A 22,419-nucleotide genomic window follows, 5' to 3' on the forward strand; every position below is an offset into this window, starting at 1 on the left:
AGAGGGATTACGCGTAGCGCGCCTGGAGGCGGAAGCGGTTGACCTGGTCGCGGAGCTGGTCGCGCACGTCCGCCACCGAGCCCGAGTACTCGAAGGCGGGGTCCTTGCGGTCGGTGGTCGTCGCGGAGAAGCCGCCGCTGAGGGAGCCCAGCCCCCGGCCGAAGCCCTGGGAGAACTCGGTGACGTCGGTCTCGTACGGCGTGAGGCTCGCCTCGAGCTGGGTCACCCCGGCGAACTGGTTGAAGGCCTTGCTGAAGCGGCCCTGGAGGAGCGACTCGATGCCGCCCGAGCCGAAGACCTCGTCCACACCACCGGAGAACGCGAGCCGGGCCTCGGCCTGGCCGCCGAGCGTGCCCGCGATGGGCACATTCCCCAGCGCCTTCACGTCCGCGGTGAGCGAGACGGAGACCTCCCCCGTGCTCACCGCCGTCGACGCGAGATCCTTCACGAGGCTGCCCGGGTTCCGCATCACGTCGCTGACGCTGAGGTCGTCGGGGAGCTCGAAGCTCTCCTGCACCTCCAGCTTGACGTCCCCACCGAGCTCCCCCTTGAGGCCGGGGATGCCGCCGGCCACCTCGGCGGAGATGTTGGTGTACTGGCTGAGCACCACCCGGGGCGCACCGTCGCCGAACTCGAGGCGCACCTTCGCGCCATACTCCTGGTTCACGCCGCCTCCGAGCGAGGCCTGCTGGCCGCCGCTCAGGCTGGCGGCGAGCTCGGTGGACGAGTTCGGATTGAGCTCGAGCGCGGAGACGTTGTCGAGCAGCGCGCCGTAGTCCGGCGTCGCCCCGTCGAGGGCCCCGTCGATGCCCCCATCGAGCAACCCCGAGACGCCGCCGGCGACGGGGCCCAGGAAGGTCCGGGCCGCGTCCGCCGCCTCCTCGGCGCTGTCGAAGGTGAACTCGACGGTGCCACCGGTGTTCGAGAAGGCGCCACCGGTGACCTCACTCCCCTTCTGCTGGAGGCTCCCCATCAGCCCCGCCCCCGCCTCACCCGCGACGGCGAGCGTGAACGAGCCGTCCTCGTTCTTGGTGAGGGTCTGCGTGCCCTCGAGCCGCCCGCCGATGCCATACACCGAGCCATCGAGGCTCGCGCGAAGCTGGTAGCTGTCCCCCGGGCCCAGGTCGTCGAGCTGCTTCTCGATGGCGAGGAAGTCGACCTGGTCCTCCACCGCGTCAATCACCCTGCGCCCGACGTCCTGGGCGAAGTCGATGCCCTGCTCGGCGGTCTCGACAATCCGGTCGCGCGCCGTGGCGAAGGGGTCGAGCAGGACGGAAGGGGATGGCGCGGACTCGACGAAGCTGCTGACGCCCTCGTAGACCTCGGTGGCCTGGGACGTCGCCGTGTCGAGCGCCTCCTCGCCAACGTCGACGACGTTGTCGACCGTCTCCGTCACGGCATCCTTCGTGGCGTTGTAGGCGTTGCTGATCGGATTGCTGATGGACGACAGCGAAAGTCCCATGGTCCGCTCCCGGGGTGGGTGGGTTCATGGGTGATACGCAGCGGAAATATCCCGGTTACACGGGCCAGGTGGGTGCGGCTCCAGCCCTCACGGAGGCGGAGGCCGCCGCGCGCATCCACAAGGGGTTCCCCTCGCTCGCGACGGCGCGGGTCATCCACCTGGGCGAGGGCCTGGACCATCAGGCCTTCGAGGTGGATGGACGCTTCGTCTTCCGTTTCCCCAAGAGCGACGAAGCCGCCTCACACCTGGCCTGGGAGGCGCGCCTGACGGCGTGGCTGGCGCCCCGGCTGCCCCTGCCGGTCCCCCTCTATCGATTCCTCGATGGCCCGGCCGAGGGCCTCACACCGGGCCTCGGGGGCTACGAGAAGCTGCCCGGAAGACCCGCGTTGCTCGTCGACGCGGGTCGGCTCGAACTGTCCAGGTTCGGACGTGAGCTGGGGGCCTTCCTGGGGGCGCTCCATGCGCTCGGGCCGGCCGAGGCCATGCGGCTCGAGGTCCCGGAGGACGACGACCCGGAGCTCGAAGCCTGGTCGGCGGCCGCCGTGGAGGAGCTGCATGTCGCCGTCGAACACGGCCATGTCGGAGCCCAGGAGGCCACGGCGTGGGAGCGGCGATTCCTGGAGCGCCCCACGGAGGGACGCGGCGCGCCCCGGCTGCTCCATGGCGACTTCGCGGCCGAGCATGTCCTGGTGGATGCCCGGGGTGCCCTCACCGGAGTCATCGACTGGAGCGACGCGTGCATCGGAGACCCCGCGAGGGACCTCGCCGGGCTGCTCCACTGGGGCGGCGCGCCCATGCTGGCCTCCGCGCTGGAGACGTATGGCGCGGTGAGCCCCACCGTCCTCGCGCGAGCAGAGTGGTTCGCCGCGTGCCGCGCGGTGGCGGACCTCGCCTTCGGGCAGACGCAGCGGCGGCCGGAGTACCTCTCCGCCGGTCAACGGGCGCTCACCCTGCTCAAGGAGCCCTCGTCCTCCCTCGACTGATTCACGGGACTCGGGTGCTGTCGCGCAAGGCCTGCTGAGCCTCGTTCGTCCGGGAGCGCTGGTGGTGCTCGACGAGGTCCAGCGCGACGTCCAGCGTCCCGTCGACGGCGCGGTTGACCCAGCGGACCATCCCATACGTACCGGCCAGGGTCGTGTCCTGGAGGGACTGCAGGACGCCCAGGGGGGCGTCGAGCGCGGGGATGAACCGCAACACCTGGAAGGGCTTCGCGGCGGTGGAGCGGTGGATGCGCTCCACCGCCGTGGCGCCCTGCTCCACCGCGTCCCGGACCAGGTCCTTCACTCCACGCAGGCGATTCATGATGCCTCCATCGTGAGCGACGCGCGCAGCCGTTCGTAGACCGACGCGTGGTGGGCGAGCGTGACGTGGTCGATACCCGCGACCACCTGGACGTTCTGCGCAGGAAACAGCGGGCTCGAATCCCGAGGCCCGGTACGACCCGAGGCGCTCGCCAGCGAGACGACGCCGTCACCGAACAGGGCGGAGACCCACCGCCCCTCCTGCCCGAGCGCGCCGACGATGAGGTGGTGGGCGATGCCCTGCGGAGGCCGCAGGGGCGTGCATGGCGTCGAGGTGTCTTCCCAGTCCTGTCGGCGGAGTCGAGCGACGCCCAGGTCCTTCACGCCGCTGCTGCGCAGGTCGACGACGTCGGCGACGAGGCGCGTGTAGGGGTTGGGCACGGCGCGGAGCACCTGGGCGACGACGGTGCCCATGCGCTCCAGGGGGCTGCCGAAGTGGGGCACGCCGATGGAGCAGGAGCGTCTCACGAGGCAGAGCCAGGGCAGACCCGCCTCGTCGGCGAGGTGGCAGGCGCTGCGCAACACGAGGCCGCCCATGCTGTAGCCGACGAGGACGAGCTCGGTGATGGGGACGGGGAACTCGGCGACCAGGCGCTGCAACAGGTGCGCGAGGGTCTCTCCGTTGTCGGAGATGTGCAGGCCCGTGTTGTAGCGGAGGTAGAGCGGAGTGAAGCCCGCGTCACGCTCCAGGAGGGTGCCGTAGTCCGTGGTGGGCTCGGAGGGAAATGCCCAGACGGCCTCGGTCACGGCGAGCCCGTGGACCCACAAGGCCACGCGCCCCGTGGAGGTCGGATGCGCGGCGCGCAAGGCCTCGCGCTCGACGGGGAGCGGAAGGCCCTGGTGATAGAGCCCCATGGGCGTCGCGAGCGCGTTGTTCTGACGGTGGAGATAATCCCCCAGCACGCCATTGAGCACACCGAGCGCCACGTCGACCTTGCCGACACTTGCCATTCATCACCTCCGCGAGGACAGTGACACGTCGCGTCATGAATGTCGAATCACGGCCCGGTACGGGGGGAGCGGTGACGGAGGGATTCGAGGCCAGCGTGCTGTTCCAACCGGCGGACAGGGCCCTCACTCCCGCCCCCGATGGTGCGCAACGGCCGGGTGCGCTCGCCGGGCGCCGATGAAGGTTTGAATAGAAGAGACGGAAGGCGGCCATGTCCCCCTGGGTCACCACGCGGTCTCCGGTGTTGCGACACACCCCGTCGAAGACGACCTTGTTGGCCTGTCCCAGGGTGGCCACGAAGAGGCACGGGCCAATCACCGAGCCGTCCCGGTCGAACCAGACATCGAAGAACCAGCGGCCCGACGTGTCATTGAACGTGGCCGCGTCGATACGGATGTTCCGGTTGCAGCCCTGGGGCAGGCAGGCGGTGCGGGTGGAGGTGCGTCAGGTCGCGCGTCTCATGGATGGGGAGCTGCCACCCGTTGCCGGTGCCGGACAGGAAGAACAGCTCGTCGTGCTCCTTGTGGATGTCGGGGTCCGCCATCCCCGCAACGAGCAGCGTGCGCCGTCCAGAGTCCTCGCCGCGCGTGGCCCGGGCGCCCCTGGTGAAGCATGGACAGCGGGATGACGGCACGAGCGGTGCTCATGGTCTTCCTCCTGACGACAGCGTCTTCGATTCACTCCTGCGCGTCCGCGTCGGGAACGGCGATTTCCTGGCGGTCGAGCAACCTCCGGAGCTGGGTGCGGTGCATCCCGAGCGCGCCCGCCGTGGCGGTCACGTTGCCTCCGTGCTGGCGCAAGGCGTGTTCGATGCGGGTGCGCTCGTCGGCGGGCAGAGGCTTCGCCTTCGAGGGGCCTTTCCGAGGCGGTGCGCGTGGCGCTTCGGCGGGCTGTGACAAGGCCTGCCCGAAGGCCACTCCGGCGTCGGGCTTGAGATGACCGCCCTCGACCCGCGATGCGCCTTTCCGCTGCGCCGCATGTTCGGCGACGCCCAGCTCGGACATCAGCTCCCGGATGTTGCCGGGCCAGGGCCTGCGCAGACACTCCTCGACCAGCGAGACGTGCAGGCGCCTCCCGGGTGACAGTCCTCGTTCGAGCAACAGGGGAATCTCCTCGGGGCGCTGGCGCAGCGGCGGCAGGGTGACGTCCGGTCGGCCGATGCGGAAGTACAGGTCCTCCCGCAACCGTCCGTTCGCCACCTGCGCGCGCAGCGCCTTGTTGCTCGCGCAGCAGACGTGCAGGTCGACCCGCTGCGCCTTGGACGCGCCCAGCGCAGTCACCTCCCGGTTCTCCAGCACTCGCAGGAGCTTCGCCTGCACCGCCAGGTCCAGCTCGACGACCTCGTCGAGGAACAGGGTGCCGCCATCCGCGGACTGGAGATAGCCCTGTGCATCCACGTCGGCCCCCGAGTACGCCCCCTTCCGAGCACCGAACAGCAACCGCTCCGCGAGACTCTCGGGGATGGCCGCGCAATTGACGGCGATGAAGGGGCCACTCCTCCGGGAGGAGAGGGAATGGAAGGCGCGCGCCACCCCCTCCTTGCCGGTGCCACTCTCTCCATGGATGTACAGGGAATGGCCGAGGCTGGCCTGGGCGACCTCCCTGAGCAGGCCTTGCATCGCGGGCCCTCGCACGAACTGCTCCACGACTTCGACCCCGTGCGCCTCGAGCGGCCGCAAGTCCAGGCTGGGAACGAACAGCGAGTCTCCCATGCGCACCACGCGCCGGGCCTCATGGGCAGTCCCCTTGGGAATGGCCGCTCCATCCACGAATGTGCCGTTCTGGCTCCCCAGGTCCGTCACCCAGAAGCGCTGCCCATCGAAGCGGACCTGGGCATGGCGCCGCGACATCTTCGCGTCCTGGACCTCTCCCAGCGCGGCGACGCCTCGCCCCAGCTCCAGCGCGCCCTCTTTCAGGCGCAGCGCCACGGCCATGGCCCTGCCCCCACCAAAGAGGCGCATCAGGCCCGGGACACGCGCCTCTGCGTCCGTGCCCCCACCAGCGCCCCCGCGGCTCGCGCGCAGCGTCGACCGCTCCTGTTCCGTTTCCATGACGGCCATCCTATGCCTGTGCCACGGCACACTTCAGGTGGCACCACCGTTGACCTTCCGGGGCGGACAGGGAGGCCTCAAGAATTCGGGGTCCTCGCCGTCTCATGGCGTGGGATTCGCCAAACAAGCCATACGCCTGGATGGAATGGACATGCCCCTGAAGCAAGCCCCCCGCCCCTCCGTGTCCGACTCGCGCGCGCGGTCGCGGCTGCTGTGTCTCTTGATGTTGTTCCTGGCCCCTGGGGTCAGCGGCTGCTGTGCATGGTTTCCCGGGAGCAAGTCCTGCGTGAAACCCACGCCGCCTCCCGGAGAGCCCGACCCCAACGAAAGCCTGCCCGTGCGGGACTGTAGCGTGGAGACCTGTGAGCTCGGAGGGAGAGCCCAGCCCCTGACTCCCTGGGAATGTCCGACGGGACAACCCAACTGCCAACCTCCCGAGACGAACGGACTGGGCATCTACATCATCGAGGGCGGCACCTACTGCTTCGTGGTGGATGGCAGTCCACGCTTCTGTCCCGAAGCCTTCGAGAACGTTCCGGCCTCGGCCAGCTTCCCCCAGCCCTCTGTCCGATTGATGGGCCGAGACCCCACCCGGCGAGGGGACCGGCTCGGCGCCCACACCGTGAGCGGGCTCATTCAGAACCCTCAGGCTCCCGGCGGCGGCGAGGGCGTCCGGATTCACAGCATCCAGGCCACGGGCACCCAGCTCACGGTGAACTACTGCTCCCAGTCAAGCCCCTGCCTGGACAGCGCCACCGGGGTCCGCTCCCTGAGGGGCGAGGAGCTCCACCAGCTGAAGCTCGTGATGCTGCTCCCAGCCGACGACGGCGGCGGGCCCAGGAGAGCCGTCATCCTCGAGCTGGCCGTGACACCCCGCGCGGATGCGTCGGCCCGGGTCCACGCGTACGACGTCCTCTATCGGGAATACGGGACCGGACTGCCCTGGCTGAATCACTGCGCGCCGAGGGGCGTCACCGCCCCCGACAGGGACCCCACTTCGTTCTTGCAGGGGCTGCGCATCAACAGCGTGAACGCGGCCGTCGAGCCCGTCCCCGCGTGGACCACCATCGGCTGTGAGTCGGGCGCCATCGTCACCTGCCTCGACTGGGGCTACGCCCCCTGGAGCCCCGACACGGGTGGCTACGACGTGCTGCGCGGCCATGTCTTCGGCTCGTGCCTGCAGGCCAAGCGCGCCGCGTACTTCGTCGGCCGCGGAGACCTCGCGAGCTACACCCGGAACGGCACGCGCATCGCCAGGCGCGACGAGTTCGGCCTGGGGAGGAGCGCGAACAACCACGTCGAGGAGCTGCGCACGCTGGAGGCCCTCTGGAGTCCCCGGGGCGCGGTCTGCCTCAACGCGGAGAATCGCCGGGTCCCCGACATGCCCCTGCCCGAAGGCCTGCACGGGATACCGCCGTGCCCCAGGCCCCCCACGTGGACCCCGGCGGGAAAGCTCGCCACGGGCAGGCTCACCCCGGCGCCGGACTGAGCCCCGCCTCGCGGAGCGCGGCCGCGTGCTCCCGTCGGAGCAGTGGATTGAGGGTGAGGGCCTTCACCAGTGACTCACGGGCCCGACGCAGCGGCTCGGCGCGCTCCGCCTTCGAGCGTGCCAGCCGTGACTGGAGCAACAGCAGCCCTCCGCGGACGGCGTGGGCCGAGGCCAGCTTCGAGTCCAGCGTGAGCGACAGGTCCACCTGCGCGAGCCCCTCGGAGATGAAGCCAGGGGCCTCGCGGGGTGACACGGCCTCCGCCAGACGCAGACAGGCCCTCGCCAGCTCCTGGTGGGAGTCGTTGTAGGGCTGGATGTCCACCGCCTTGCGCGCTTCGGCGCGGGCGCGCTGGAGGTGCTGGAGTCCGGAGCCCCCGTTGCGTCGCGCCCAGGTGGCCTCCACGAGCGCCAGCCGCGCGCGCAGCACCTGGCAGTCGGCGCAGCTCGCGTCCCCGCGCGACGCGGCCGCCAGGGCTCGCTGGCCCGCCTGGAGCGCGGCACCGGGGTCCCTGTCTTCTCCCACGGCCTGGGTCGCCGAGAGCAGGTGCCCCATGGCCAGGGAGAAGTGGGTCCGCCCGAGGGTCGGATTGATGGCGAGCGAGCGCTCGAACCAGCGGGAAGCACGCTCCAGCGGCGCCCGCGCATCCGCCCCCGAGGCGACGAGGTACTCCGCGCGAAGCAGCTCCGAGAGCCCCAGCTTGTTCAGCGCGGAGTGGAAGTTGCCGTTGATGGCGAGCGCGGCCTCTCCCGCCGCGAGGGCCTTGCGCACCTCGGGCTCCGGGTCCAGCCCCCGCGAGAGGCCCTGCGCCGCCATCGCGTTGTACAGCTCCGCCAGGTTCGAGTACCCGAACACGTATCTCGGGTCGTACCTCACGGCCAGACGCAGCAGGCGCTCCGCCTCGGCATAGGCGGCGGACGGGTCCTCTCCGCGCTCACGCTGGCGATTGCCTCGCCAACGATGCACCAGCGACAAGTCATTGAGCCCCCAGGGGTATTGGGGCTGGAGCTCCAGGGCCCGGCCCAGGCGGGAGATGGCCTCGTCCCAGGCGGGCTCGGGGTCTCGTCCCTCCCAGGAGGCCTGGAGCCCTTGGAAGAAATGGCCGACCCCCAGGATGTCATGTGCCTGGATGTCCCGAGGAGACAGCGCCACCGCGCGCGCCGCGGTCTCAAGGCAGTCGGTGAGGATTCGTTTCGGGTCCGGCCCCTCGCCTCCGGGATTCGCGGCGCGGTAGCGATTGAGGAGGATGAAGGCCTTGCGGGTGTATGCGGCACCGCGAGACGGCGCGGCCAGGAGGCCCTGCTCCGCCGCGGCCAGCGCCTTCTCCAGCGACGCGCGGGGAGACTGGCCCTGGCGCCGGTCCAGCTCCGCCTCCTGCAACCCCACCTCCGCCAGCGCCTCGTAGCTCCGCGCGTCGCTGCGTCCCAGCTCCACGGCGCGCTCATGGAGGCGACGGGCCTCGTGGAGCCCCGAGCGCGCCTTGTCGTATTCGCCCCGCTCCAGCTGCTCCATCGCCCGCGCATGCGCCACGTCTCCCGCGAGCTTCCGGGCCTCGTACAACCACGGAGCCTCGGCCTCGGCGAGCAGCGCGGCCCGCGACGCCGCGTCGTAGTCACGGCGATAGAAGGCAATCAGGCCCTCCAGATACCGGGGGGACTCCAGCTCCAGCGCCCGGCTGTGCTCGAGCGATTGGAGCGCGGGCTGGAGGTACTGCTCTTCGACGGCACGCTGCCGCGCCGCGACCCACGTCGGGTCTCCACCGCGCCGCGCTTCCTCCATCGCCTGGTGGTAGCGCTCACCGAGGACCCGGCCCAGCGCATGATGAAGCTCCGGCGAGTCCAACCCCTTCTGTCTCGCCTGCGTCAGCGCCTCGTGGGCCTGCTCCAGCTCGTGCAGCGCGAGGTGGCCCCGCCCCAGCGCGTACTGGACGAGCGCGTCCCCAGGCTCCCCCAGCGTGTGCCGCCAGGCCGCGATGCGCGCCATGCGCTCGCGCACGAGCTGCTGCTCCCGACCGGTGTCGTGCAGGGGAACCGTGTAGGCCATGCGCAGGAACCACTCGATGTCCTTCACCTGCTGGCCCAGCTGCTCGGCCATCCGCGCACGCCCCTCCGATTGCAGTCGGGCATGACGCGCCTCCAGGCGGGAGGTGACGCCCAGGACCGCCAGGAGGAGGATACTCGCGAGCGACACGGCGGAGACCGCCACCAGGGCCCGGTGCTTGCGCGCGCGGCGCCAGAGTCGGGAGAGCAGGCCCGGACGTTGCCCGAGGATGGGCTCTCCGTCGATGTAGCGCCCCAGGTCCTCGGCGAGGGCGCGGGCCGAGGGGTAGCGCTGCTCGGGGTCCTTGCTCAGGCACTTGAGGACGATGACCTCCAGGTCACCGGGCAGGTGCGGCACGAGCGTGCGCAGGGGCGGCGCCTCCTCGTGGAGCACCTTGTTGAGGGTGCCGACGAGCGTCGTGTCCGAGAACGGAGGCGCGCCGGACAGCAGCTCATGGAGGGTGGCGCCCAGGCCATAGACATCCGAGCGCCGGTCGACCGCCCGCGTCTCTCCACGGGCCTGCTCCGGTGACATGTACCCGGGGGTCCCCATCACCGCGCCGGACCGGGTGAGGCCCTGCTCGAGGCCGGACTCGTGCGCCAGGCCGAAGTCCATCACCACCGGGACACAGCGCCCGTCCTCCCGCCGTCGCACCAGGATGTTGGCCGGCTTGAGGTCGCGGTGGATGACGCCCAGCCGGTGCGCCTCATGCATCGCGGCGGCGACCTCTCGCATCACCTGGACCTTCTCCGGGAGCGACAGCCCTCCGGCGACCTGGTCGAGCCGTGGGCCCTCGATGAGCTGCATGGCGATGTAGTCGCGGCCCTCCGCGTGGCCGACTTCGTACACCGCGCACACGTTCGGATGGTCGATTCGCGCCTGCGCCCGGGCCTCCTGGAGGAAGCGCATCACCCGGTCCGGGTCGGCGCCTCGCACGAACTTCAGCGCGACGGTGCGGCCCAGCCGCCGGTCCCAGGCCTTGTGGACCTCGCCCATGCCACCGCGGCCGAGCAGCGCCAGCAACGTGTAGTGGCCCACGGAGGAGTCCCCCTGGAGCCCGGTCTGCCCCGCCCCCGGCGCGATGCTGAGCTCCGCGGTGGGCTGCGCCGCCTCCGGAACATCCTCCCGGTCATCGTCCACGTGTTCCCCCTGGCAACAGGATAGCCCATGGCAGTCGCCCCAGGCGCACGGCCCCGGCCATCCGGGCACGGTGTGCCCGGCACCGCTCGGTGCTGTGCCTGGGCCGTGCCCGACAGGCCGACGGTCGCGTGGGTCCAGAGGGAGAGGCCCCTGGAGACCGCGGCATCCGGCCAGGCACGCGGGCTGCAATCCCTCGCACCCGACGCGGATGCACGGAGACGGCATCACGACGGACGCCTCAACTCCACACACCCACGCTCATGCCGCCGAGCCGAGAGGCCGGCTCCGGCAAACACACTCACGTGCCTCGAAGCATCTCCACTCCCAGAAAGCGGAACCCATGACCCATCACATGAAGACCCTCGTTGCATCCGCGCTGGCGCTCGCCAGCGTCGCCGGCACCGCCAACGCCCGCTCCGTGGCCGGGTGGCACGGCAAGCCGCAGCTCCAGGTGGACGGCGCCTGCATGGGCGAGTCCTGGACCACGCAGACCAACAACTGCACCCGGGCCGTCACCCTGTTCTTCCCGACCACGGTCGACAGCTCCGGTAACTACCGGCTCGTCGTGAACGCCTATGGCGCGACCACCGCCAACAACGTCGGCTGCCGGTTCTTCGGCCTCACCAGCGATGCGACGGGCATGTACTCGGTGCCCGTCACCTACCTCCCGAGCTTCGGCACCAACCAGAACATCTCGCTCGGCCCGGTGTACGCGCCTTCCGGCGGCACCCTGAACGTCGCGTGCACGCTCAGCCCCGGCGGACGCGTGAACAGCGTGAGCTGGTTCCAGTAGTCGCCTCGAGCCGCCGCCATCCGCCGTCCAGGTGGCGGCGGCTCAATCCTCCGAGGTCATGACCATGAAGCCCCGGCAACTCTTGACGGGCGGCGCGCTCGCCTGCGCGTGCGCCACCGTGCTGTTCGTCTACCAGCGACACGAGAGGGACGAGCTCCTTCAGCGCGCCTCCACGCCGGAGCCGCTCGCGGCCCAACGACAGGAGCCTGCCCCTGCTCCCGAGCCCACGCCGCCCATCCGCCTGCGCGAGGCGCGCGTCGAGGCCGCCGTTCCTCCGCCCCTGGCCCCCGGGCCCACGGCCCCCGAGCCTGCTTCTCCGCCACGCGATTCCGCGGTGACGCCACCCCCTTCGCCCGTGTCCACGGCGCAGCTGAGACAGCGCCTCGAGGCCTACTTCGGAGATGAGCCTTTCGACCCCGCCTGGGCTCGGAGCGCCGAGCAGCACGCGAAGGACGGCGTGAGGGCCGCGCTGCCAGACCCCTCGCAGCTCAGGTCCGTCGAATGCAGGGGCAGCCTGTGCCGCATCGAGACGGAACATGGAGACAGCGAACAATCCCTCACTTTCGTGCAGGCGGCGTTCATGGATCCGAAGCGACAGGTGTGGAACGCGGCCTTCGTGACGGTGCGCGGTGAGGACTCGACCGACGACAGAATCGTCACCGTCACCTACCTGGCGCGCGAAGGCGTGGAGCTTCCCATGGAGCGACTTCTTTCTCCGGGGACCGATGACACCCAGGCCTTCCAGTAGCCGCCACGACGGGGGACGCCTGCAGCAGCCTCAAGGCAGACAGGCGTCCTCGCGGCCCCAGCGGTTTCGCTGGAAAGTCAGGGTCAAGGAGTGATTCCAGGGCCTGTCCGAATCAGGTCCAAGTTCGCCCTATATCCCCTCCATCGTGTGCGTTCAGGGGCCCGAGCCGGGCCCTCGACCTCCTGAACGGAGCCGATGGCATGAGTGAGCAGGGACAGAACGACGGGGCGCGGGACTTCGACTTCCTCATGGGACGCTGGCGGGTCCAGAACCGTCGGCTCAAGGAGCGGCTGAAGGGTTGCACGGAGTGGCTGCCCTTCGAGGCCACCGCGGAAGAGCATCCGCTGCCCGGCGGGCTCGGCAATCAGGAGACGTATCGCAGTGAGTTCTGGCCCGGCTTCGTGGGCCTGGCGACCCGGGTCTACAACCCGGCGACGAAGCAGTGGTCCATCTCCTGGGTGGACAATCGCAACCACACCGTCGACCCGCCGGTGCTGGGCGGCTTCGTGGGCGACGTGGGCCAGTTCGAAACGAACGACACCTTCGAGGGCCGCGCCATCCGCGTCCGCTTCACGTGGACCCGGCTGGGCCAGGACACCGCGCGCTGGGAGCAGGCATTCTCGCCAGACGGAGGCCGCAGCTGGGAGACCAACTGGGTGATGGAGTTCACCCGCCTGGAGGAGTGAGGACGTCCGCCGCGCCGATGCGCGCCGCGTCCGCGCTCAGGGATGGGACGTCGAGGTGGGCGCGGCCATCCGCACGCGGACGCCGAAGCCGAGCCACAGATGAACGGTGCGCTCGCGGAGGCTCTCGTCGCCCGTGCGGCCGTTCATCTTCACCTCGAGCGAGTCATAGCGCCCGCCCGAGCAGCTGACGAAGAGCCCCGCCCAGAAGCTCCCACCGAAGTTCCTGTCGAACCCGGCCTGGAGCGTCACGTCCGGTCCCGAGTAGGCGATGTCGATTCCTCGCACGTTGAACGAGGCCCGCTCGTAGCCGAGCGCCACGCCCGTCCAGGGGTTGTAGGGCCCCGAGGGAATCCAGTGGTAGTTCCCCTGGAGCCCGAAGCGCAGGTGGCGGCCCGGACACATGTCGTCGCTGGAGCAGCGCAGCCGCATCTGCGCATGGGAGAGCTGGAGCCAGGGGCCGAGCTCGACGTTCGAGCCGATTCGCACGGTGGGCTCCACGATGGCGGCGAAGAGCCCCTTGTAGACCTCATACAGATAGAACGGGTCCGGCGAGCCATCCATCTGCCCTCCCGGCATGAGATAGCCCGCACGCACGGAGAGCCCCAGCCAGCGCGGAAAGTCCGAGTCACCCTCCGTGGGCACCTGCGCGGTGGCCATCGAGGACACCAGCAGTGACACCAGGGCCAGCATCCGCGCGGTGGGACGAGAGAGCTTTTGCATGTGTGGGCGTCGGGTTATTACGGTCGCTCGACGGTCGTCAACCCAGGGCTCCCGGTGTCTCCCTTTCGCTCCTCCTCCGTGCCGCGGCTGTTCATGTTGGTGGCTGTCGTCCTGCTCAGCGCTTGTGGTGGCCCTTCCGCCGAGGAGGACCTGCGCGTCTGCGCCGAAGTGGAGTGCACCGCCGGCCGCTGTGTCGCCGAGGACGGAGCCCCCGTGTGCCGCTGTAGCGCCTTCGAGGAGGCCGCTGGCCTCACCTGCACCATCGCCGCCTTCCGCCCCTCGGACGACCACGGCGACACGGTGGAAGCCGCCACCCTCCTGGCCCCCACGACGGATTTCCAGGAGGCAGACATCCATCCCGTCTTCCGGAACAAGGTGGACCGGGATGTCTTCGCCGTGCCCCCGCTGGCGGGTCATGGCTTCCGCTTCACCCTGCGTCCCGGAACGCTCACCGCGGTGTCCTATGAGGTGCTGGATGCGCAGGAGCGGCGGGTCCACGTGAGCTCCTACCGCGCACCGGAGGGTGAGGTCCTGGAGTTCGTCTCCACGCCGGAGGCGCCCCGGTTCATCGCGGTATCCTCCGGGACGGGCCGCGAGGGCGCGGGGACGTACGCCTACCGGTTGGAGGACCTGGGCAAGGATGCGCACGGCGACACGCCCGCCACGGCGACGCCCATCACGGTGCCGAGCGCGCCGTTCCTCGTCGCACTCGAGTTCGCGGAGGACAGCGACTTCTTCTCCTTCCGCACCGAGCCGGGGCGCGGCTTCCGGTTCTCCTGCGAGGCCGAGGTCTCAGTGACCTTATGGGACAGCGCGGGCGACCAGGTGGAGGGCAGCGGAGGGCGCACCTCGGTGGGCCGCCTGAGCCAGGAGGCGAGCACCTGGTACGTGCGCGTCTACAAGGGCAGCCAGGTGTTCAACACGCAATGCCAGCTCGACGACCTGGGGCCCGACGAGCACGCGAACGGGATGCTCGGCGCCACCCCGCTCCCCATGGGAGTCCCCGTCACGGCGCGGCTGCAGGGCACCAACGACGTGGATGTCTTCTCCTTCGAGGCAACCCAGGGCCACGTCTACACCCTCGGCGACTCCCCCGCGCGCGAGCGCCTCATCCAGCTCACGGACGCGGCGGGCACGGTCCTGACCGAGACCGCCTGGGGGCGCATCGTCCTCGAAGCGACCTCGACGGGGCGCTACTTCGTCTTCGCGCGTGCCCTGAAGGAGACTCCCTGGTGGAGCGACTTCCAGGTGGAGCTGCAGGACCTCGGACCGGATGACCACGGCGACACGCCCGGGACCGCCACCCGCGTCGAGGTGGGACAGGTCGTCGAGGGGCTCATCCACAGCTCCACCGACCTGGACGCCATCGCGCTGCAACTGGATGCGGACGGAGTCTATCAGGTCACCTGCACGCCCGACTGCTCGCTGAGCGCGAGTACGCCTGGCAGCACCTTCCCCTTCCGCATGCATATGACTTCGAGCAAGGGCGTCTGGAAGGCGCACCTGCTGGCATCGACGCTCGTCACCTTCATCATCGACTCGCGCTCCGCGCCCTACGCCTTCACGTTCCGGGTGGAGCGGGTGGGGACGGATGACCATGGCGACGACGCGGCCCACGCCACGGTGGTGACGCTCCCGGTGAGCCTGGAGGGCGTGTTCGAGCTGGGCTCGGACCTCGACGAGCTCGCCGTCACGCTGGAGGGAGGGACGACCTACGTCGTGTCCTCCAACGGAGCGACCGTGCAACTGTTCGACGCCGGGGGCGCGAACGTTCCTGTCATCTACGACGCGGTGACGAGGACCCGGAGCGTGACGACCACCGCGCCAGGGCTCCACCGCGTGGTGCTCTCGTCTCAGGACCCACTGGTGGGCATCGCCAAGAGTTGGAGCTTCGCCCTGAACGCGCCGTGAGCCACGCGGCCCGGGCGTGCTGCTACACGGCCGGACGACAGTAGGCCACGAACCCCAGCGCCGATTCTTCTCTGCGCACGCCTTGCCCGAGCAGGCACAACACCTGCTCGAGGTCCGCTTCGACAACCAGGTCGAGCTGGTCGCAGTGCGGTTCGAAGACGACCACCCAAGGCCCGCCTGGCTTCAACTGCTCGGACAGCATGCTCTTGAGCGCCTCCCATTCAGCGGCCTCGACTCGGAGGTACTTCCACCCCGTCGTGACAAAACCGGCCGGCAGCGAGCGCACGATGTGCGCCGGGGGCTCCCTCTCCAGCAGCTCGACCCCAGCGGGTGAAGTCCATCCACCAAGGTCCTCGGTGAACTCCTCGCCTCCCCAAGAGACAACTCGAACCTTCCGGGAGACACCCCCGCCCAGGTGTACTTCGGGTATCCAGATCTCCAGGCAGGCATCCATCGAGTGGTTCACTCCCCTGGGTTATCGATCTTGGGGTCCTCGGTCCAGCGTCCATGATTCCATCGAGGACAAGCTCGCGCCGAGTACCTGGGGACTTCATCGAGCGCGAGCCGTCCTGCCGCCAAGCCGCACAGACGGTGTCAGTGCGGGGCATGTGGGCCTGTACCTTTGAGCCAGGACAGCATCCAGGGGGTGACGGATGAAGATACTGTCACGTGTTTCAACGGACGATGACTCAGGGCGCATGGGCAAGACGCTGCGCCTGCTCCGTAGGCTTCAATAGACGGGAGTGAAGAGACAACGTGAGTTGACTCGCACGCTTCCGTCATGGGCCTCACCTTCGTGGGGCTTCGTCACCTCGAACGGGAGCAGTCGTCATGACATCCACCAGCCTCTTCAAGTCCGCATCTGCGTTGTTCCTGGTATTGGCCCTGTTCGTCACGAGGGAGGCCCGAGCGGAGACGGTCGCCCTCACGTGTGTCGGAGCGGAAGTCACCGAATTCGAGCCAGGCCTCACCAACGACGCCAGGCCGACCCACATCTCCGCCATCGGCACTCACGGGTGTGCGGGGCTGCCGCTGAATCTTCCCTCCGCCATCGCCACCACGGAGGCCGATGGCATCCTCGGCTGTGGGTTCGGCCAGGCGGCCTCGACCATCCACATCAAGTGGAGCGATGACACGGTGAGCGTCGTGTCGGGCACCACCGTGGTGAACGCGAAGCCGGCGGGGGAGAACGTCATCGTGCTCACCGGGACGGTGGTGAGCGGCCGGTTCCTGGGCGCGACGGTGATTCGCACGCTGACGCTGCTCAACACGGACGTGTTGGGGTGTTTCACGGCACAGGGAGTCACGGACGTGGCGGGCCCCGTCACGCTGGTGGTGACGAAGCTGCTCTGAGGACGGGGACTGGACGCTGCCCGCCACCTCGATTTCAAGCGTCGCGGGCAGCGCTCTCTCCAGGCTCGGCCGGGCTTCTCAGTCGGTCAGGCAGACCCAACGGTTGTGGGGGATGGCCTGACACATACAATAACCCCAGGTGCCATTGGCCCAGGTGCAGCTGATCTCCGTCTCCGGGCTGCAGACCTTGCCCTGACGGGCCTCACAGGAGACAGCCTGCGCGGACACCTCCTGCTCGGGAGGGGTGCCGGTCTCGGTGCCCTCCGCAACCTCTGCTCCGCCACAGCCAATGATGGAAACGAAAGCCGCGAACGCCAGTACACGACGAACCATGATGGAAACCCCGTTGCAGTTGTAGCCCTCGAATCCAACGGCGGGCCCGCACCTTGGGTCAAGCGTCGCCCTCCTGACGCGTTGCGCCCAATGTCCACCCGACGTCAGAGCTTGTGGCGCCGGAACGGGTTGTTGAAGGGTTGCGAGTTCTCCTTGTCACTGGAGCCCGGGCCTGACGCGAGCTTGCCCCCGGCCGCAAGGTGTCCGTGGACCGACGAGAGGATGCGCCCCCGCGTTCTGTCGCCCCAGGTCCACGGTCACCTCGCCGCTCAGGTCCACGGCGTCTTCAGGAAGGCGACGTCCTCGTGGCCCAGCGTGGGCACGACGAGCGCTCGGTCGAGGTACTGGTTGAAGCGCTCGCAGGAGCACTCGGGGAGGAAGAGGCACCCGTGGCACGCGGCGCCCTCCAGGTCGCGGTCGTCACGGCCCGTGGGTTCGTGATGCGCGCAGACGGGGTCGTTGGAGCACAGGCGCGCGTCCTCCAGCGCCCGGGCGAGGTGCTGCCCCAGTCGCCTCCCCTCCTCCACCAGGCCGCCCAGCGTGCCTTCCGCGCCCGTGGTGCCCGTCATCAACAGGATGCCCGCCATGGGGACGGCGTCGCTGTGCGGCGCGCAGTACAGCCGCTCGCGGATGGAGCTCGCGGGATAGCCACACTCCAGCGCCACCTGGGTCATCAACAGGTGCGCCAGTGAATGGAGCAGGTAGAGCCGCACGCCCGGGAAAGGGAGCTTCGAGCCGGAGCCCTGCTTCCAGCGCTCATAGCCCGCCCGGAGCACCTCCTCGCGCCGCAGCACGGGCTCGGACAGCTCCCAGGCGTGCACCTGCGGCTCGTCGAGCACCAGCAGCATTCCCTCGCCCTGCATCTCCGTGACGGGGACCCAGTCGCGGTGGAGCGACATCGGCGCGAGCGCCACGTCCAGGTCGTAGCGCCCCTGGAGGTCCTTCGTCAGGGGCTCCAGCCGGGTGAAGCCGACCTGGGCCTGGACCTCCCGCAGCCGTCGCGCCAGCACCACGCGTTCGACCAGCGGGGGCAGTCCCTGGGGCCGAGCGATGCGCCGGGCCCAGAAGACCTCGGTGCGGTCCCTGGGCATCTCGCCAGGCTTCTCCTGGGGCTGTGCGAGGAACTGGAGCCACTCCGCGGTGCGGATCTCCGGGACGGCCTCGGGCGAGTGCTCGCGCTCCGCGGTGATGGCCGCCAGCACCTCCGCGTTGGAGGCGGAGCCGAGCGCCGCCTGGACCTGGGGGATGGTCCGGAAGGCCGGCAGCGTCTCCGCGGTGGCGGACTGGAGGATGTTCCACGCGGACTGCACCTTGCGCCGGAGTGACTCCGGTTCAGGGATGGTGATGGCGCTGGTGGTCTGCGCGAAGTAGCCGTTGCTGGCGGTGCGGACCAGCAGCCGCTGCTTCTCGTCGCAGCGCTCTTTCGCCTCCAATCCCAGCCAGGGCCGCTCCCCGTCGCAGCGGTCCTGCTGCTCCTTGTGGGTCATGTCGATGAGTCGTCTGCGCTTGCCGCACGTCGAGCACGCGACCTCGATGTCACTGAAGTCACCGCTCACGCCCTCCTCGAGCTTGAGCTGGGGGGCGTCGCAAGGCTTGCGCTCGTGTGTCCACCAGGTCCAGTCGATGTCCGACAGGTGCCCACGAGGACAGGCCGAGACGAAGCGCACCGGCACGCAGCGCTCGGGCTTCGCGTCCCCACCCGCGCAGCGGTGGCGGTACTCCTGGTTCACGCGCTCCAGGCTGTTGGCCCGAACCAGCGTGCGGCAGTGGGGGTTCTGGCAGACGAACCAGCGCGGAAACTCATACACCTGGATGCCGCAGGACTCCGTCGGCTCCCGCTCGTCCCCGGCAGGGGGCTTGCGGAAGGGGGCCTCCTTGCTGAGCGGCCACTTGTTGCGGTGGTAGAGCGGCTCGACGATCTCCAGGAGCCGTGGCTCGTTGACCACCTCGCCCTGCCCCTTGAGGCGCCAGAAGTCCAGGCCGCCCACGAGGACCGCGTCATTCAGCAGGTCCAGCATGCTGCCAGGACCGAAGGTGGAGACCACCTGGCTCTGGCGCACGCGCCCATCCGGCGGCCGCGTCGAGCGGGCCCGGGTCCACTTCCTACGGCTCGTCATGCGCCACCTCCTCCGTCGCGGCCTTCGGGGCGCGGTAGCCACCCAGGGGTTGCCGTGAAATCCACAGGTGCACCGAGGACTCCACGTCACGCATGGACGTGGGTGCCTCGAACTTGAGCTCGTCCTGGGTGAGGTCGTCGGTCCGGTCCAGGAAGCCGTGCAGCAGGGGCTTGAGCCCCTTCCCCTCCGGGTCGTAGCGAGAGTACGCGCGCTGGGCGGCGTCCTTCTTCGCCTGCTCGATGATGTTGCGCCACGAGTCGAGCAGGCCTCGCGCGCGCTGCATCACGATGTCGCTGGCGCGCTCCGCCTCCTCCGTGGGCAGTTCTCGGCCCGCGCGTTTCGCCAGTGTTTCGAGCGCCTGCTCCAGCCGGTCCCGGTGCGCCTGCAGGGACTTCCACTCCAGGGGCGCGGTCATGGCGGTGTCCAGCAGCCGGCCCAGCGCCACCACCACGCCCGCCAGCCCCCGGTCGAGCGCCGGTGCCGAGAAGGGAGTCACCGAAGTGGCCTCGACGAAGCGATAGAACGACTCGTGGTACGTCCCGAAGCGCTCGTAGTGGCTGCGGTCTCTGGGCTTGGCGGCGTTGAGGCACGTCACCACCAGGCCGGGCTTGTTCATCTTGCGGCCCACGCGGCTGGACGCCTGGATGTACTCGCTGGTCGTCTTGGGTTGTCCCGCCACGACCATGAGCCCCAACCGGTCGATGTCCACGCCGACGGAGATCATGTTGCTGGCGAGCACGACGTCGATGCTCTGGGGCTGACCGTGCGTGAGCTCCAGGCGGTTCTTCGAGGCCTTGATGTCGGCCGTCTTCTCCCGGCTGGTCAGCTCGATGGGCTCGCCGCGGATGGTCCTGCCCCGGTACCAGGGATGCTCGGCGTCCTTGCTGAAGTCCTCGGGACGACGGCGGACGCGGTCCATCACCAGTCGGCGCACCTCGTCCTCGACCAGCCGGCGCATGCCGCCCAGCTCACGCAGGCTGTTGAAGTAGCCGACGAGCGTCAGGTACGGGTCCGCGCTCACGGCGCCGTGGAGCTGCTCACCGCGCGCGGCGGCGGCGAGCAGGCTGACATAGACGCGCAGCAGGAGGGCCTTCATGGGCCGCCCGGGTGCCGCCACGCCCAGGTATTGGCGCGCGCCCTTCTTGCCCACGGAGGCGAAGAACGTCTCGGAGGCATCCACGCCGGGCGGAGGGAAGAGCGCGACGTCCCGTCCATAGAGGCGACTGACCTGTTGCCGGGAGCGGCGGACGGTGGCGGTGGAGGCCACCAGCTTCGCCCGGGGCGAGAGCGTCAGGACGGCGCCTTCGTAGAGGCCCACCATGGAGCCCAACGGGCCGGAGATGAGGTGCAGTTCGTCCTGCACGATGAGCTCCGGGGGAGGCAGTCCCTTCGGGAGCATCACGAGCGCCGCCTTCACATCTGCGGCATCGTTGCATGGACCGACGAAGCGCTTGCCGGTACGACCGAGGACACGACCGAAGAGCGAGCCCGTCTCTCCACGCCACGGCAGCATGGCGAACTTGTCCACGGTGGCGACGAGGAAGCACGGCAGCTCCCGGTAGATCTGCTCGTCGACGAAGAGGACGGGGAGCCCTTCCGGGTTGCGTCCGAGGTTGAACGAGCACGCGATGTTGGCGCAGCCGACGAGGACTTCCTCCGGTCTGGATTTGGAGGGACGGAGGATGAAGCACTCCCGTTCGAATGGCGTGGCGCACCAGGGGCAGGTGGCGAGCGGGAACGGAGATTGTGCGCGGGCGCTGTTGTCGTTCTTGTACTCGGTAATTTGAGTGGAGGCCTGCTCCAGCGTGTTGGCGGTCGCGGAGCGGCCGACCCACAGTCCGATGGAGAAGCGCACGGCGCCCAGGCGTTTCGGCTCCTGCTGGCGGAGTACTTCGAGCGCGCAGATGAGGGTCGCGGCGCGACCGAGCTGGTCGAGGGTGAGCAACCGCAGCGTGTAGCGAAGCAGCACCGCCACGCCCAGGCCGCCGTGGAGGTGGGCTTGCCCCCGGAGGCGGCGCAGGAGCAAGGTGAAGGCGATGAGGCCCAGGTAGGCCTGCGTCTTTCCGCCGCCGGTGGGGAAGAAGATGAGCTCCACGAGCTCACGGTCCGCGTGGTCTTCGTCCTCGACAGAGGGGAGGTTGAGCAGGATGAAGGCGAGCTGGAAGAGGCGCCATTTGGGAGCCTCGTCCTGCCGGACCTTGCGTTCCGACTGGGCCATGACGCTGTTCATCCAGCGAAAGGCATCGAAGGCGAGAGGTTCCCGGGCCAGGAGCTGGATGCCGTCCTCGATGCGATCGGCCGCGCGTCGAGCCCCGCGGATGAGCTCATCCCGTGTCTTCTCGCGGCGTTTGCTGCCAACAGCGAGCGTGGCCTGGGTGGCCACCCATTCACGGTAGGCCCGGACCAGGGGGAGCAAGGCCGCGACGGCTTCCGAGGGTGTCGTGAACGCGGCGAGCTGCTCCATGCCCACCGTGACTTCGTCGAGCTGCCGCGCTTCGACAGGGAGCACCTCGACGCGAGGCAGCCAGTCCGTTTCCACGCGGGTGACGGGGGCGGCGGTGGATGGGACGCGCACGGAGATGCCATGACCCACGGCCCACCGCTGGCGGTCGCGGAACTGGAGGTCGTTGACGAGGTCGTCTTCGTCCTCGCTCCTGGCGTCGCTGGAGTCCTGTCGGCTGACGAAGCCCTGCACGCATTCCAGGGCGAGGTGGGTTTGGAAGACGTAGGCCTCGTCCCGGTCGGCGGAGGTGCTGGTGGGAGGGCGCGCGTTGACGAGGAAGATGGCGATCGCGAATTCGCCTTCGCGAGTCTTCTCCACATGACCTTCCAGGCGCAGGCCGCCGCTGTCCTGGAGGTACAGTCCTTCCCGCAGAGTCGCGTCGTTCAGGTGCAGGGTGACGGTGCGTTGATGGAAGGTGCGGCGCCACTGCTTGCGCCCCTCTGCATCGATGCGCTGATAGTCCGCCCAGCAGACATGGGCGGTGAGCTGGGACGTGCCCGCGGGGGCAAAGACGGACAGGCCCATGGACGCGGGAAGGCGACGCACCTTCTTGGCGGTCGGGTCGGGGCGAGAGGATTCCTCATCGTCCTCGTCATTGCCCGCGGCCAGGTCGTCTTCCTCGTCGTCGGGGTCATCCTCGATGACGCCCTGGTCGAGCGGGACGAGGAAGCCCGTCAGGTACCAGCGGGACGGTGGCGTGCGGAGCACTTCGGGGGCGTCCGAGACAGGAGCACCAGGAGGCTTGTGGAACGGACCCACGAGGTCTGCTTCGAGCGCGTCAATGAGATGGGAGCGAACCGCTCCCGTGTCAGAAGCATGCATGGG

At 69.4% G+C, this 22,419-nt stretch carries 17 protein-coding genes; 7 read left to right on the forward strand and 10 right to left on the reverse strand.

Annotated features, from left to right (window positions below):
* Positions 1-7 precede the first annotated feature (7 nt).
* On the reverse strand, positions 8-1,462 hold the full coding sequence (locus tag VZQ01_RS06485) for a hypothetical protein (protein WP_426747195.1): 1,455 nt from the start codon (positions 1,460-1,462) through the stop codon (positions 8-10).
* Between the two features lie 26 nt (positions 1,463-1,488).
* On the opposite strand from VZQ01_RS06485, the gene VZQ01_RS06490 reads away from it, so the two are divergent.
* On the forward strand, positions 1,489-2,445 hold the full coding sequence (locus VZQ01_RS06490; RefSeq protein ID WP_426747196.1) for a phosphotransferase family protein: 957 nt from the start codon (positions 1,489-1,491) through the stop codon (positions 2,443-2,445).
* Between the two features lies 1 nt (position 2,446).
* Here VZQ01_RS06490 and VZQ01_RS06495 read toward each other — a convergent pair whose 3' ends face one another.
* The 4 genes from VZQ01_RS06495 to VZQ01_RS06510 all read right to left on the reverse strand — a co-directional run bounded on the left by VZQ01_RS06495 (position 2,447) and on the right by VZQ01_RS06510 (position 5,763).
* Positions 2,447-2,764 (reverse strand): hypothetical protein, encoded by a 318-nt coding sequence (locus VZQ01_RS06495; RefSeq protein WP_223748828.1) that lies wholly within the window; start codon positions 2,762-2,764, stop codon positions 2,447-2,449.
* Positions 2,761-3,714, reverse strand: a complete 954-nt coding sequence (locus VZQ01_RS06500; RefSeq protein ID WP_223785230.1) for an esterase/lipase family protein — start codon at positions 3,712-3,714, stop codon at positions 2,761-2,763. Before VZQ01_RS06500 ends, VZQ01_RS06495 begins: the two co-directional genes overlap by 4 nt.
* A 365-nt stretch (positions 3,715-4,079) precedes the next feature.
* A complete protein-coding gene (locus VZQ01_RS06505) occupies positions 4,080-4,256 on the reverse strand; it encodes a hypothetical protein (protein WP_267697140.1) in 177 nt (58 codons plus the stop codon).
* Positions 4,257-4,389: 133 nt separating this feature from the next.
* Positions 4,390-5,763, reverse strand: a complete 1,374-nt coding sequence (locus VZQ01_RS06510; RefSeq protein WP_223785229.1) for a sigma 54-interacting transcriptional regulator — start codon at positions 5,761-5,763, stop codon at positions 4,390-4,392.
* A 151-nt stretch (positions 5,764-5,914) separates the two neighbouring features.
* On the opposite strand from VZQ01_RS06510, the gene VZQ01_RS06515 reads away from it, so the two are divergent.
* Positions 5,915-7,252 carry an ADYC domain-containing protein gene (locus tag VZQ01_RS06515; protein WP_426747197.1) on the forward strand — a complete coding sequence of 446 codons (1,338 nt, stop codon included), beginning with the start codon at positions 5,915-5,917 and terminating at the stop codon, positions 7,250-7,252.
* On the opposite strand, the gene VZQ01_RS06520 is transcribed toward VZQ01_RS06515, so the two are convergent.
* Entirely contained in the window at positions 7,233-10,430 is a 3,198-nt protein-coding gene (locus VZQ01_RS06520) for a protein kinase domain-containing protein (protein WP_426747198.1), read from the reverse strand. The genes VZQ01_RS06515 and VZQ01_RS06520 overlap by 20 nt on opposite strands.
* Before the next feature lie 352 nt (positions 10,431-10,782).
* Here VZQ01_RS06520 and VZQ01_RS06525 point away from each other — a divergent pair, with 352 nt between their 5' ends.
* From VZQ01_RS06525 to VZQ01_RS06535, 3 genes are all read left to right on the forward strand, one after another.
* Positions 10,783-11,223, forward strand: a complete 441-nt coding sequence (locus VZQ01_RS06525; protein ID WP_223748822.1) for a hypothetical protein — start codon at positions 10,783-10,785, stop codon at positions 11,221-11,223.
* A gap of 64 nt (positions 11,224-11,287) precedes the next feature.
* Positions 11,288-11,971: a hypothetical protein gene (locus tag VZQ01_RS06530; RefSeq protein ID WP_426747200.1), complete on the forward strand. Its 684-nt coding sequence runs from the start codon at positions 11,288-11,290 to the stop codon at positions 11,969-11,971.
* A 200-nt stretch (positions 11,972-12,171) separates the two neighbouring features.
* Positions 12,172-12,657, forward strand: coding sequence for a hypothetical protein (locus VZQ01_RS06535; protein ID WP_248544919.1), 486 nt, complete (start codon positions 12,172-12,174; stop codon positions 12,655-12,657).
* 36 nt (positions 12,658-12,693) lie between these two features.
* Here VZQ01_RS06535 and VZQ01_RS06540 read toward each other — a convergent pair whose 3' ends face one another.
* Positions 12,694-13,377 (reverse strand): hypothetical protein, encoded by a 684-nt coding sequence (locus tag VZQ01_RS06540; protein ID WP_426747201.1) that lies wholly within the window; start codon positions 13,375-13,377, stop codon positions 12,694-12,696.
* A gap of 54 nt (positions 13,378-13,431) precedes the next feature.
* Here VZQ01_RS06540 and VZQ01_RS06545 point away from each other — a divergent pair, with 54 nt between their 5' ends.
* A complete protein-coding gene (locus VZQ01_RS06545; RefSeq protein WP_426747202.1) occupies positions 13,432-15,288 on the forward strand; it encodes a hypothetical protein in 1,857 nt (618 codons plus the stop codon).
* 22 nt (positions 15,289-15,310) lie between these two features.
* Here the strand turns inward: VZQ01_RS06545 and VZQ01_RS06550 are convergent, their stop codons facing one another.
* Positions 15,311-15,742, reverse strand: coding sequence for a hypothetical protein (locus tag VZQ01_RS06550; RefSeq protein WP_223785222.1), 432 nt, complete (start codon positions 15,740-15,742; stop codon positions 15,311-15,313).
* 377 nt (positions 15,743-16,119) lie between these two features.
* Here VZQ01_RS06550 and VZQ01_RS06555 point away from each other — a divergent pair, with 377 nt between their 5' ends.
* Entirely contained in the window at positions 16,120-16,641 is a 522-nt protein-coding gene (locus tag VZQ01_RS06555; protein ID WP_223748816.1) for a hypothetical protein, read from the forward strand.
* Between the two features lie 602 nt (positions 16,642-17,243).
* On the opposite strand, the gene drmB is transcribed toward VZQ01_RS06555, so the two are convergent.
* On the reverse strand, positions 17,244-19,091 hold the full coding sequence (gene drmB / locus VZQ01_RS06560; RefSeq protein WP_426747203.1) for a DUF1998 domain-containing protein: 1,848 nt from the start codon (positions 19,089-19,091) through the stop codon (positions 17,244-17,246).
* The gene (gene drmA / locus VZQ01_RS06565; protein WP_426747204.1) at positions 19,078-22,416 is read right to left on the reverse strand and encodes a DISARM system helicase DrmA; all 3,339 of its coding nucleotides are present in this window, start codon (positions 22,414-22,416) and stop codon (positions 19,078-19,080) included. The genes drmB and drmA overlap by 14 nt, the downstream gene beginning before the upstream one ends.
* Positions 22,417-22,419 lie beyond the last annotated feature (3 nt).

The organism is Myxococcus faecalis, assembly GCF_050039385.1.
In the GTDB taxonomy this organism is placed as follows: Bacteria; Myxococcota; Myxococcia; order Myxococcales; family Myxococcaceae; genus Myxococcus; species Myxococcus fulvus.